Raw genomic sequence first — 13,129 nt, forward strand, 5'->3', positions numbered from 1 at the left:
GGGGCCGTCAAAAGTTCCACGCGCTTTACTCGACCCATGGGAAGCTTGAAGGTTACCGTCAAGTCCTTGAGTTTGGTGCTCCTGAACGACATCCTTTTGCCATAGGTCCAAGGTCTCACCCTACGAGTCCAAGGATCCGCCGTGGCAAAGTTCAGGTCACAGACACTCACCTTCTACAACGACAGCCTCCGGCATTTAGCGGTCATCCTCTTGATGGCCTTCGTCTTGGTAGCCGGAGCACTGAATGGCCCCACCGCCCACGCTGCAGTGCCGCCCGTTTATCCAATCAGCGGCTTCTTCATTTTCGGAAGCAGCAGCGACGCCGTCAATTTGCAGAAACTCTCCGACATCAAAGCGGTGGGCGGAGATACTGTGGTGACGTTTGGATCGCGCATCAAGCCGGCTACTCTGGCCGACATTCCTACCGACTGCAAGGTCAATGGGACTAATTGCGCCCAAGCGGCAGCCGCCGATGTAAAGGTCAATCGATATTTCACGTACTCAGACAACTCTCTGTGGGGCGCGCCCTCACACGTCTGCCCCCGCGACATCTCACTCACAGGTAATGGCAAACCGTTCACTGTTTTCGTGTTGCCCAACCAAGGCAGCAGCTGCACATCGTCGAATGGACTTTACGACGTAGTAGTTGTCAGTGGTGCGACCGCCTCCGGAACAGCCGGAGTAAACGTCTCGCTCGCCAAGACCGCCACATCGCTGGGAATGAAGTACTACGCCGGACTGCCAATACCGGTAGCGCGTACGGACTATGCATACCTTCCGGACGTCTCCTACCTTCCGGCGTTTACGCAGTTCACAGATCGCTTCCTCCGTTACCAAGCCAAGGTCATTAACGTATCCGGACTCGGTGGGTTCTATCTTTCTTACGAGATGCCTGTCACCAGCGGAACGACGTTCGACCCCATCCTGAACCTCTACCGCATAGAGAACCAGGCTATAGCCCGGATACACCCGGATCGAGGCGGCCTCGTCAGTCCCTACCTGGACGGGCGGAAGTCCGGCGGCCTAACCACCACCCAGGTTCGTGACGGCGCGGAAAAGATTGGTTTGACGGCTGGAAATAACGATCTTGTGATTGCCATCCAAGATGGCATGGGAACAGGCAAGTCCGGCGCATTCTTCGGCAACGAGGCGAGCAGTCCCGTGGATGTCTACAACGCCTCCATCGTGGGAAGCGGCACTTGGGGAAGTAAATACCAAGCACCGGTTCGCGACTACTTCGCGGCCGCGGCTGAAGGGGTGGACGGCACAGGAGCGACGCTATGGGCAAACCTTGAGGGCATGGCGCCAGCGACGAGTCAGAATCCCTGTGATACCAACCTGCGGGGCCAAACAACAAAGTCCAGGGTTGACCGGCAACTCCAGCAACTTGGCAACGCCCCCAGGAAGGTTATCTCCTTCATGTGGGACGGCTACTACACATGCACGGGTACTTGGTCCCCCTTGGCGGAACGCTTCAAAGCCAGCAACATGACGCCAGTCATCACTGATTCGATTTTCTACGGGAACGGGGATGTTCTGGTCACGGGGCAGAACCTGAGTGGTGGAACCGTGACGGTGAAGTGGACGGACGTCAATGGCCGGACATACGAGAAGACTGTCACTGCTTCTGACTACAACCCTGGCTACGGCAGTCAACTTGGGATCAACCCACGCCTTGAATCAGTTACCGCCAAGCTCGGCCCCACCTCGCTGGGCGTTGGAAAGTACGTGATGATTGACGTGGTCAACGGGTCAGGCGTTCGGAATGACGCCTTCTATTCGGACCGTGGTTAAGGACCGCGACTAAATAAAGGACGCCTTCTGCCCTGGCTTGGGCAGAAGGCGTCTTTCTATGTCAGCAGTCACCGATTAGCGGTGGGCGCTCCCGGTGCCCCACGGTGAGGTAGAAAGAGTCACCAATGAATTCACATTTCCAAGAGCACCGGCCCATTCAAGGTTGCTGATCTCAGCCGATGGAAACGCCGCGGGCCGGACCTTCAGGGACTTTGACGTTGGAACGATTGCGAAGGTTACCTCGGGGGTTTTCTGGTTCTTGGGAACATGGACACGCAGACTCCGGCTAGCTGGGGACTTCTTCAGCACCTCTGCGTACGCCACATGTTTACCGACGTTGACGGTTAGCATATACAATCCAGCTGACTCATCGCTTATGGCGTGAGCCACCGTTGCAACCAGGTCAGTGCCCTTACCCCTGATGAGCTCGTGGGTAACCACCAAAGACCTGCGGTCATAACCGAGCGTCCAATTGCCTTCTTGCCCCCCAAAACCGTTGTCGCCATCAACCTGCGGAACGTCGGACGCTGCTGCTTCGGCACCGAAAACGTGCGCCAGCAGTCCCTCAAACCTTCGTTCAGCGTTCAGCGGCCCCAAGACCGCAGTTCGGGCGGCAGCAAGGATTCTGTCGGTGCTCGCCTTGGACGAGGCCAACCTTGCGAGTTTCATGGCCAACTCGCCCTTCTCCCGAACGGACACTGAGGCGATGCCAGCAGGAGCGATGTTCATGGTACCCACTCCGCGGGGCACCACCACCAGGGACCCTGACGCCATGGCGAACGGCAAAGCTTCACTTGGCAGCGGACCAGGAATACTCGCGTCAAAGGGCGCGACAACAACAGTGGACTTCAGCGCAGCCGCTAGCAGATCAAGGTCGCCGAATTCTTCCGGTGACTCCTCAATGAAGAGTTCCGCCGAAGGCCAGTCGGCCAAGTCGCGAAACGCTGCAGCCTGCTTGTTAAGGTGCAGCCTCCGCTTTCCGGCAACTACCACGCGTTCTTGTCGTTCGCGTACCTCGTCCGTCGCAACCCGGAACGCATGGTCCACCAGATGCGGGAGGTGCTCCACAGACTCGAAACCATCGTTCACGAGTCCCGAGGCCACAGTTTCGTTCAACATGCCAAGGTAATCCACCCTGGACGCCAAGCGCTTAACCTTCTCGCCACCCTTGGCGTGCTCATCCCCGATCACCGCAAGCCGAACGCCTGCCGCGAGCAGATCGTCCCTTCCCGATTCCGTAACGCTGCAATCAAGCGCCGAGATGATGAGCAATTCAGGAAGCTCTTTGACAGAGCTAATGAACTTGGCAGCGTTGATGACAAACTTAAACTCGTTGTTCGGATCCGGTACAAGAACGCTCTTGTACTGAGCGAGGTCGAGCGCGACTACGTTGTGTCCCAGATTCTGCAGCGCTCTCATGGCCACGGACGAAGTGGACGTCACTCTCCGGAATCCGACGCCCAGAACCGCAATTGAGCGAGCTTTCGTAGTGGCGCTTAATTCGATGCGCTCGTTGGGAACAGCAATCTCCGGGGACGGCATGGGCTCAGCTTGCTCGCGGCCGGCCTCGACCGCGTCAAACTGCGTGAACCACAGGCTGCGCTCAGTAGCGTCCAAGTCTTTCCAGGAATCGTCGGAGAGGACGGATTCCAAAGCCATGACACGGGCCGCAGCGGAGTAGTTACGGAGGAACCGATCGTGGGTTGAGTGGCTCAAATCTTCCAAGGAAGAAGATGCGAGCAAGGATTGAAGGGTGACATCCAGTTGCGCGATCGAATCGACGCAGATGATCTCGGGGAAAGAGGCCAAATCGTCGGCGTCCGGCGTCACTGAGACGATCGGGATACCCATTGCGGCGTACTGGATTACTCGGCTCGGATACTGGAAGAAGCCAAGCTTATCCAAGCCGTCAAACCAGGTTTCGAGGCCCAGGTGGTCGCGGAAATACTGCGGAATGTTGATCGCAAGCCCGGTCTTGGCACCTGCCTCAACCACTTCCTCGTCACTATCCAGGAACCCGCCACCGATGTGATAGTAGTCGCGACCCACGCTGCCATGAATACGGATACTTGAAGAGAGCGAACCCAAATCGAAGTATCTGGTGCGACGAACCTCGTCATGGACGTTGCCCAAGAACATTGCGTCGGATTCCCGCGGCTGAGAGCCGAAGACATAGGGGAATGCGGCTTGGTCCGTCCAGAACGGAAAGTTGATACCCGTGGGACGACCAAACATGGACTCATAGAAATCCAAAACCCTGGCAGTGCCACAGTGGAGAACCACATCGTAGTTATCGACTACTGGCCCGTAGGAGAGATCCCACAAGACGGGATCATCCGAGAGCCACGCAACCATGCGCGCCCCAGTCCGTTTTGCCCGCTCGAGCAACGGCATCGGCAAGCTGGCGGGCCTGAAGACGAAGATCACGTCAGGACGAAAGTCGATGACCTTGTCCAGAGTTGCGTTGAGGACGTGCAACTGGGCGGGATCAGTCGCGAACTTGTATCCGTGGCCGACCTTACCCGTGTTCAGAACGGTATGACCGGCGGCCACGAGGGCCCGCTCAAGGGAACTCGCGACGTGCGTTTCGACAATGCCATCAAACAAAGCAATTTTCATGATGTCTCCCTAAACCGTCCAGGACGGATCTGAACTGGTAGAGGTCTCGCGGACATTGAACCGATCAGAGATACTGACCAGCTCGGAAGACTCAAACAGCGAGCCGGGAGCCATGGCTTCCTGCACGAGGAGAGGCTTCCAGTCAGCTGACGCCGGCGATATCCATGCACCAGAGAGGACGCGGAAGCCTTCGGTATCTTCAGGCCAGCCATCGCCAATATAGGCGCTATCCGGTTTCCTGGCGGTGCCGGTAACAGCCTTGCCAGTAACGCGGGACTCGTCGTGGTGAAGCGTGTAGAGCCGCAAATCACTGAGGTAGTTGGGAGCATAATCAAAGGCTTCAGAAAACACGGCTACGAATGGGGAAGCCGGCTGGAAACTCTTAATGTCGTGCGGAGTCCTGAGGATGACAGCAGATTCGGCAACTCCCCTGCGCTCCAATACTTCACGAATTTCTGAGTCTTGCAGTCCAACGCGGCAAACCACCACAACGTTTTCAAGTTCGACTGTCTGTTCCTTGGCCTGGCTGATGAGCCGGTCCAAGGAAGACAACGAGGACGAAACGAGAACAGCTGTGACACCGTCTCCAGGAACTTTCCACTCAAGCCCGGCCATGGAGTAGATCTGCCGCATTCTCTGGGCGTAGGTGTGCTGCTCCAGGGTGCGGCGCCAAGCCTTGTGAGTGGCTCGCTCGCGGAAGTCATGATCTTTCACAAGACGCCCGAGAATTTCCTTTGCCTCGGATTGCGTTCTCACCGTGAAGACTTCGTCGGCGGCATAGGCCCCTGAAATGGCCTCTGATTCGACACTGACTACGGCGGTCTTGCTGCTGCTCAGCTCAAAGATCCGCCGCGCGCACATGCTCTTGGACTGCGGAACAGAGTTTACGTTCAGGAAGACCTTGTGGTGACCGTAGGCCTTCACCATAGAGGCGTAGGGCAGGGAACCCACAACGAACTGTGAGTATGGTTCAGGGAACGCGTAGTTCGGGTCGCCGCCGAGTGCCCGGGAGTAGATCGACAATCCGAGCTCTGCCGAAGGCGGGAACAACAGGTTCATTTGCTCACGGCGTTCGGGGAACTTGTGTGCAAAGTACTGACCGGCGAACGCTACGTTTCCCACGTTGGACTGTGAGTCGCGGAGCGGCTTGTGAATACGCGGCTGCGCGGCGAATGGCAGAGTTGCCACGTTCTCATGCCCCGCTGCGGCAGCGTAGTCCTTAATGAGCGACTCTTCGGACGTCAGGATCACATCGAATTCCTTGGCCGCAGGCAGGAATTCCTCGAAGTGGGGTGGGTCTTCCTTGTTCCAGAAGACCGTAGGGATGCCTTGTTGGCGGCACTCCTGGATCAGTGAATAGAAGGCGGGTCTGGGACCGTTGGGACCGGTGATCTGAAAGGCCCAATCACCATCATTCCCACTCCATGCAGACTCAACCAGGAGGACTTCAGGACGAAGACGGTCCAATGCCTCTGCATAATCCCTTGCAGATATCGGCCAGAGCCGCGCTTCAGGGGCAAAGCATTGCGTAGAGAATTCGTCCAGGACCACGCCAACGGACGGAAGATCGCGGGTGGAAGCAGGGAGACCGTAGGAGATCTCCTGCCCAAACGAATTGTTTACCAGGTTATTCAGGCCAAGGTGGACGTCGCTCGAGTTCGTCACTTTCACGCTCCAATCAATTCTGCGCGGTTGTACGACTTCGACATGGTCTTTACATAGAGTCGAGGATGGGCCTCAAGGAAGGCCTGGACGGCCGGGCGAACATCGATCGCTGTCGAATCGACGATAACCACGGGTGTGTTGGGCCGGAGCCAATGGAAATAGAGTCCCGGGATGTTGTCAGTCAATACACTCCCTGAGGTGATACCGCCGAAGTCGATGACCACCATGTCCGCCGAGTGTGCCGTAATGCCGGACAGGGACGCCGCCGGAACGGGCCCGGCGGGAAGCAGGTTGCACGTTGAGCGCTCGTCCGATTGGGCTGCACCGGAAACTGCACGGAAAGCGGCAAGTTCCTCGTCCGAGTCAACCAATCCCGCGGCCAGCGAGGGCCTCGGCTGAAGATGCGCCAGGCAATTTGCGATCCACGCAGTGGAGGTTCCGGAGCCGATATGAACCACCGTTGCGGGCAAATGGTGACTGATCGACTCAAAGATCCCGCTCGCGGCGGCAATCGAAATGTTCCGGCCCTCTGCTTGGCGCGTCATCCCGACCCAATCGCGAATCTGCTCCAGCGGCTGGAGTGATTCCGTGACGACGTGTTTGGAATGGCTTCCTGTGGACGCTAGCTTGGCCACGTCAGCTTCGTTCAGGCGAACACGCTTGTCGATCGAATCCGCCGACCTCGCGATATTCGATATCGCGGCGCGCGTCTGCTCCGCGGTCTTCTGAGTAGTCTGCCGCGCGGTGTTCAGCGAACGCCGTACTGCGTGGGTTCCTTCGAAGAGGACGGGAACAGCTACTGCCAACCCGAGGATAACCAGGAAAAATCCCAGGTTTCCGGATTCAAAATACGCAATAAGGCCGCCAGCGAAAATCAGGGCGCCGACTACTATCCCAAGAATCCCCCGGGGCGATCGGAGGAACCTGGTTAGCGGTGAGTCATTTTTGAGTCTTAACATTCTGCAATGCTCCGTTAAGTCGTTTCGTGCATCGAAGTGCTCTGGGAAGTATTTAGTTTTCTGCGCACCGTGCGTCGTCGTCCGGCTGGGGCTGCCTCGACGTCGTCGGCCATAGTTCGTAAGGGGGCTACTCGCGAACTCGCCGTCCTCGACGCGTTGCCGTGTCCATGCCTTCGAAGCTCGGCGGTGCAAAACCCAGTCCCTTTAGTCCTGCCGCCCAGTCATCACTTGCCGCTACGTTCAAAACATCTGTGATGAGCGCCTTGGGAGGGGCTGCATGGCCGTCTCCCCAATCGTCACCCATCAACTCCAAAACGGCATTGCTGTAATGCAAATTCTCAACAAACGGGTTCCTGTGACGTTCAATATGGAACTTATCGGTGCTGTTTTGCATGTATGCCACCGTGTTCTCCAGTGGCTTGCTGTACACCTTCACGAGGTCGGTGGTCACACTGTGAGGAAGTTTCTCCATGGCATCGCTACCAGTCACCTCAAAGCATGTTTCGGCAAAGTTGGCCACTGGGATGGGCTCGTACTTGGCAATGTCTGTTTGAGGATTCGCAACGATGGCCAGCGAACCCGGGAACTGCGAGGAATAGTACAGGGACGCAAACCCGCCCCCAGAGGTACCGAAAAAGACGAGCCGCTCGCTGCCAAACGCCCCAACAATCTTGGCAATGATGTCTTGGAGAATCTGCTGCAGGCGCTGCTTTGAGTTACCCGCGTACCAACCAAGATTCATGGTGGGGCTAATGATGAGGCTGGGATCAGAAATAAAAATCCTGTTGACGGCAACCTCACGGGAGACGCCAAGGCCAGCAATCATGGGCAGCCTGTACTCCGGACGCACGGCGCCATGGAGAAAAACGGCCGTAGTCTTGTGCCCGCGGTTCTGGACCAGGACATCAATAGGCAATCCCCCATGATCAATCACATGGTAGCCACCCCTGATTTCACGGGCGGCAAGGAAGGCACCAATGGAGGGATAGCCCGTGATCGCATGGACCTTCGGATCAATATTTCGTGCGCGCGTCATTCTCAACTCTCATGTCTTCGCTCGCTGAAGCTGCAAACAAGTGGAACCAGCTGGGGGAACTTAGACAGCGATTGACGCCGGCGTGGTTTCAAGCGTCAACGCACCACGCGTATCAATGACGATCTTGCCCTGCAGCAGCTCCGGCGCAACGGCCTTGACGTCATCGTGGTCCACCAGGACAACAACAACCTCTGAGCGCTCAATCGAATCTTCGATCGAAACGAGCTCAACGTTGCTGCGATTAGCCAGCTGCTTGGGGAGTTCTTCCACGTGCGGCTCGGCAACGTTGATACGACGATCCTGCAGGGCGTCGGCGAGGTGTGCTGCTATCTCGATGGCGGGTGATTCGCGGAGGTCGTCGATATTGGCCTTGAATGCGAGTCCCAGGACTGACACCTCTGCCGTGCCGGGCAGCGTCTCCAAAGCGGCCAGGACCTGCTGGAAGACCCACTCCGGCTTGGAGTCGTTGACTTCACGTGCCGTACGGATCAGGCGGGATTCCTCGGGAGCCGCTGCAACAATGAACCACGGGTCCACGGCGATGCAGTGTCCACCGACGCCAGGACCCGGCTGCAGAATGTTGACGCGCGGGTGGTGGTTGGCCAGGCGGATCAGTTCCCAAACGTCGATACCCAGCTTGTCGCTGATGACAGAAAGCTCGTTGGCGAAAGCAATGTTGACGTCGCGGTAGGAGTTCTCCACCAGCTTGGCCATTTCAGCGGTGACGGCATCCGTGGTGAGGATTTCGCCCTGGCAGAAGACGGCGTAGAGATGCTTGGCCTTCTCTGCTGCCTCAGCGGTCATGCCGCCCACAATCCTGTCGTTGGTGACGAGTTCAATCATGACCCGTCCCGGAAGGACTCGCTCAGGGCAATGTGCCACGAGGATGGCAGGCTTCGAGTCGGAACCATCAAGGCTGAGGTCCGGCCGGAGGTCCAGAATGTAGTTGGCCATGTGCTCTGTGGCGCCGGGAGGGGAGGTGGATTCCAGGATCAGGAGCTCACCACCTTGGAGCTGAGGCGCGATGCCACGGGCTGCGGCCTCAATGTAGCTCAGGTCAGCGGAGCGGTCTTCCTTGAACGGCGTGGGCACAGCAACGATGTAGGCGTCCGCCTGGGGAGTTGACGTGCTGGCGCTCAGGTGGCCCTGGCTCACGGCGCCGGAGACGTGGACTCCGAGGTCAGGCTCCACGAACGGGACCTGTCCAGCGTTGACGGCGTCAACCGTACGCTGGTTAACGTCAACACCAATTACCTCGATCCCGTTGGTTGCAAGGATGGCGGCCGTCGGGAGGCCAATGTATCCGAGGCCGATGACGGCCACTCGATTGATGGTGTTCAAAGCAAAGTTCCCCTTTTTTGTTTACAGCTGTTTAAAGAATCGTGAGTCTGGCTAGAGCGTGACGTGTTCTGCAGGGTTTCCCCAGAACTTGACCTCTCCGGAGGCGAGAAGTTCGTCGTCGGAAGCAGTCCAAGTGTGTCCTGAGCCGTTCCGGAGTTGGTAGTAGTTGTATCGGTCGGAGGAGTAGATCCGTCCCCCTGATTCGGTCACCGCGTTGAGGAACGCTGTGTCCTCGCCGCGACTTCTCTCCTCAAATGGATTCTTTTCGAAGACAGAGCGGTTCGCCATGATCGTTGGACCCATCACCATGTGGCTGAACCTGTGTTCCATGTGTCCGAAGCGGTACACAGCAGCGTTACGGCTTGAGATGAACATGAAGTGGGCGAACTTGCCCACCACGTCAGCGCCGGAATACATGAGTGCGTTCAACTGGTCCTTCAGATAGTCCGGACCGTAGTAGTCGTCGTCGTCCATCTTGGTGAGAACCGAGCCCTTGGAAGCCGCGACACAAAGGTTCAGGCAAGCTCCCAAGCTGAGCGATTCCGGCGCTTCGAGAAGAGTCAACTTGGGCACGTTGTACTTCTCGCGAAGCCCCTCAATCGTGGAGGTCTCAGGTGTAAACCCATGAGTCAGGAGGACCAGTTCAACGTCCACTCCGCGCTGCGAAGCAACGGTGCTGAAGACGTGCTCCAACTGTTGGGGGCGGATGGTGGAAACCAGCGCGCTGACCGTCTGGGGTTCAACAGGCTGGGACCTGCGAGGCAAAGCAGCCGCCACGACTTCCTCTGCGCGGTGGGCATAGGTGTGCTCCGCCCAGATCCGTCGCTGGGCAAGGTGCACCGAGCGATCGTTGAGTTCGGTACTTCGCAAGAGTGCCTTGATAACATCCGAGGCCTGTTCAGTGGTGTCCACGCTGTGAATTTCACTGTCAGGGAAGAACCTGGGAAGGGCCGGGCTCGACGTGGTGACTACAGGCGTTCCAGCAGCTGTGATCTCGAAGATGCGGCGGGCACACATGCTCGGTGAATCAACAACGGAATTTACGTTGAGGAACACTTTGTACGACTTGTATGCCGTCAGCATCTGGTCGTACGTCAGTGACCCGACGACGTGCGAATCGTAGGGAGGCGGGAACTGGTAGTCCGGGTCACCGCCCAACTGCCGCGAGAAGATCTCCAAACCGTTCTTGAACTTCAAAGAACCAGAGATCGCCCCATCCAGCAGGAGCTGCAACTGCTCACGGCGTTCCGGGTACTTGTGGGCGAAGTACATGCCGGCGAAGGCGACGTCCCGGGAATGCCGGCCGTTGGAGGGCCGGACAGGGTTGTGGATGGCAGGCTGGGCCGCGAAAGGCAGGACCGCAATCCGGTCATGCCCCAAGGCCTCCCGGTAATCGGGGAGTTTGTTCTCGTCAGAGGTGAAGACAAAAGAAAACTCACGTGCCGCCGGAAGGAAGTCCTCGAAGTGGGGCGGATCCTCCTTGTTCCAAAAAACGGTGGGAATGCCCTGCTCGCGGCACCATCGGATCAGCTCAAGAAATTCGGGCTTGGGTCCGTTAGGCCCCGAGAGCTGGTACTGCCACGAACCGGCATTGCCATTCCAGGCCGACTCGACGAACACGAAGTCAACAGCCTGTTCTTTGACCTGCTGCAGCCAAGTGTCCTTCTGCAGGAAAACCACGTTCCACTCATAGGCAAAAGCCTTGCCGGAGAAGTCATCCAGAATGACGCCCACTGTGAGGTCATCTCGGCGGGGAGGTACGGAGGGGTATTCGAAGGGCGCAAAGGAAAGCCCGCTGCGGAGCATGGTCCCCTGCGCGTTCCGCACGCCGCTCGGGGACTGTGCGCGCTGGCGGCGGTACCACGATCGCAACTGTGACAGGCCGCCATGCCGGAGATGCCATGCCGCGGTACGAACATTCGAAATCAAACCCGTCATGCCCGGCTCCTGCGCATCTTGCTCCTTGCCAGGACTTCAGTCATTTGCAGATTGGCACGAGCTTCGTCGCGGACACGTGCAGCGGAGAGGTTGTTTCCCTTGGCCAAATTACCGGTGAAGTCCTGATAAGCGCGAACGGTCTCTTCCGGTTCGCCATCCATGATCAGGTGTCCCTTGTCCAGCCAGAGGACCCGGCTGCACATCTTGGTGATGGTGTCCAGGGAGTGGCTGACCAGGAAGACACAGCCAGCCTGTTCGCGCAGTTGGTCCATCCGACGCTTGCTTCGATCGCCGAACTGGGCGTCACCAGTGTTCAGGGCTTCGTCCACCAGAAGAATCTCGGGGTCGATGCTCGCGGCGATGGCGAAGCGGAGTCGCGAGGCCATGCCCGATGAATATGACTTCATGGGCAGGTAAATGGAATCTTCCAGCCCACAGAGTTCAACGATGCTCGCGAACTTGGCCTCGACTTCCTGCCGGCTCATGCCCATGGCTAGGCAGCCGAGGACCACATTTTGGTGCCCGGACAAGTCGGGCATCAGCGCAGCATTCACACCGAGCATGATCGGTGTACTTGAAGCGAAGATCGCTCCGGAGGTTGGACGCATCTGACCGCTTATGAGTTTCATCAGAGTGCTCTTGCCAGAGCCGTTGCGGCCGATGATTCCCACGGACTCGCCGCGTTCAACCACCAAGGACAGTTCGTAAAGCGCGCGTACCGTCACGGTGTTTGGCCTGCGGCCCAGCCGGCTCAGGAAACTGGTGTCCCGGCGTTCTTGCGCAACTGCTTCCGAGTCCGTTGTGACCACACGGTATTCCATCGCAGCACGGTCAACCACCACGCACGGGTGGCCTTCAACCTCCAGGACTTGCTCATCCGCGACCATAGGACTCCTCCCCTTGCCAGAAGAAGACCATACCCACAAGAAGTGCACCCAATGCCCAGACGGCCAGGGTCGCCCAGGACTGCCAGGTGGGTGATTCGGCGTAAAGGATGCAATCCCGAAGGATGTCGATGACGTTGAACAACGGGTTCATCTTTAGAACGGCAAGAAGGTCGGGGTGTGTCACGAACTTCTCGTAGGAGTAGAAGATTGCGGAGCCATACATCCACGCGCGCATGAAGAACGGCAGTAGATGGGTAGCATCGTGGACGCGCGAAATGATGCGGGCCAGAATCAGTCCCACGCCAAGATTGAAGACTGACTGAAGCAAAAGTGCCGGGATGATCAGTAGCCACAGCCACGTGATTTTCTCGACCGGCGGGATCAGGGTAATGATCAAAAGCATCGCGAGGATCAGCGGCACGTTGGACATCATTTCCCGGATGTTCATGCCGATCGGCAAAGTGGCCCTGGGAAAATTGAAAGCCTGGACCACGGACTTATTGCTGTGGATGGAACGGGCACCGCTTGTTATGGCTCCCGATGTGCCCTGGAATATGAAGATTCCAATCACCAGATAGCCGACGTAATTCTCAATGCCGCCGCTGGTCTGGAGCAGGATGCCGAAAATAACGTAGTACGTCAGGCCGTTGAAGATCGGGTTGAGCAGCAACCATGCGCTACCCAAGCGGTCTCGTCGCGTGCCGCTCTGCACCCTGGCGCGGGCGTCATAAAAAATGAACTCACGGAAGTCCCAGAGCTGAACCAGATAGTCCAGAAAGCCCGGGCGCGCACCAACGCGCGTCAGGCGGCGCATGTCCACAGCCAGTGGTTGTACCAGTGCTGGCTCGGGCAGTAGTGCTTTCTTCGCCGACATCAGCTGACCCTCCTTA

9 protein-coding genes are annotated in these 13,129 nt (G+C 57.8%); 1 reads left to right on the forward strand and 8 read right to left on the reverse strand.

The features are described from left to right. Nucleotides 1–141: 141 nt before the first annotated feature. On the forward strand, nt 142–1,794 hold the full coding sequence (locus LDN75_RS18920; protein WP_223934239.1) for a hypothetical protein: 1,653 nt from the start codon (nt 142–144) through the stop codon (nt 1,792–1,794). A 75-nt stretch (nt 1,795–1,869) separates the two neighbouring features. On the opposite strand, the gene LDN75_RS18925 is transcribed toward LDN75_RS18920, so the two are convergent. From LDN75_RS18925 to LDN75_RS18960, 8 genes are all read right to left on the reverse strand, one after another. Beyond that, the gene (locus LDN75_RS18925) at nt 1,870–4,413 is read right to left on the reverse strand and encodes a hypothetical protein (protein ID WP_223934240.1); all 2,544 of its coding nucleotides are present in this window, start codon (nt 4,411–4,413) and stop codon (nt 1,870–1,872) included. A 9-nt stretch (nt 4,414–4,422) separates the two neighbouring features. Beyond that, entirely contained in the window at nt 4,423–6,078 is a 1,656-nt protein-coding gene (locus LDN75_RS18930) for a glycosyltransferase (RefSeq protein WP_223934241.1), read from the reverse strand. A 2-nt stretch (nt 6,079–6,080) separates the two neighbouring features. Next, a complete protein-coding gene (locus tag LDN75_RS18935) occupies nt 6,081–7,037 on the reverse strand; it encodes a hypothetical protein (protein ID WP_223934242.1) in 957 nt (318 codons plus the stop codon). A 127-nt stretch (nt 7,038–7,164) separates the two neighbouring features. Continuing rightward, nucleotides 7,165–8,073, reverse strand: coding sequence for a hypothetical protein (locus LDN75_RS18940; protein WP_223934243.1), 909 nt, complete (start codon nt 8,071–8,073; stop codon nt 7,165–7,167). Between the two features lie 60 nt (nt 8,074–8,133). Further along, on the reverse strand, nt 8,134–9,414 hold the full coding sequence (gene wecC, locus LDN75_RS18945; RefSeq protein WP_223934244.1) for a UDP-N-acetyl-D-mannosamine dehydrogenase: 1,281 nt from the start codon (nt 9,412–9,414) through the stop codon (nt 8,134–8,136). A gap of 51 nt (nt 9,415–9,465) precedes the next feature. Then, entirely contained in the window at nt 9,466–11,352 is a 1,887-nt protein-coding gene (locus LDN75_RS18950) for a glycosyltransferase (RefSeq protein ID WP_223934245.1), read from the reverse strand. Next, nucleotides 11,349–12,239, reverse strand: a complete 891-nt coding sequence (locus tag LDN75_RS18955) for an ABC transporter ATP-binding protein (RefSeq protein ID WP_223934246.1) — start codon at nt 12,237–12,239, stop codon at nt 11,349–11,351. Before LDN75_RS18955 ends, LDN75_RS18950 begins: the two co-directional genes overlap by 4 nt. Beyond that, nucleotides 12,226–13,113, reverse strand: coding sequence for an ABC transporter permease (locus tag LDN75_RS18960; protein ID WP_223934247.1), 888 nt, complete (start codon nt 13,111–13,113; stop codon nt 12,226–12,228). The genes LDN75_RS18955 and LDN75_RS18960 overlap by 14 nt, the downstream gene beginning before the upstream one ends. Between the last annotated feature and the right edge of the window lie 16 nt (nt 13,114–13,129).

Origin of the sequence: Arthrobacter sp. StoSoilB5 (genome assembly GCF_019977235.1) — a bacterium.
Taxonomy (GTDB): Bacteria; Actinomycetota; Actinomycetes; order Actinomycetales; family Micrococcaceae; genus Arthrobacter.

Bases quoted from the DNA above. Each gene is read 5' to 3' on its own strand.
- LDN75_RS18925 (WP_223934240.1), bottom strand. From the start codon at position 4,413: ATGAAAATTGCTTTGTTTGATGGCATTGTCGAAACGCACGTCGCGAGT.
- LDN75_RS18935 (WP_223934242.1), bottom strand. From the start codon at position 7,037: ATGTTAAGACTCAAAAATGACTCACCGCTAACCAGGTTCCTCCGATCG.
- LDN75_RS18940 (WP_223934243.1), bottom strand. From the start codon at position 8,073: ATGACGCGCGCACGAAATATTGATCCGAAGGTCCATGCGATCACGGGC.
- LDN75_RS18950 (WP_223934245.1), bottom strand. From the start codon at position 11,352: ATGACGGGTTTGATTTCGAATGTTCGTACCGCGGCATGGCATCTCCGG.
- LDN75_RS18955 (WP_223934246.1), bottom strand. From the start codon at position 12,239: ATGGTCGCGGATGAGCAAGTCCTGGAGGTTGAAGGCCACCCGTGCGTG.
- LDN75_RS18960 (WP_223934247.1), bottom strand. From the start codon at position 13,113: ATGTCGGCGAAGAAAGCACTACTGCCCGAGCCAGCACTGGTACAACCA.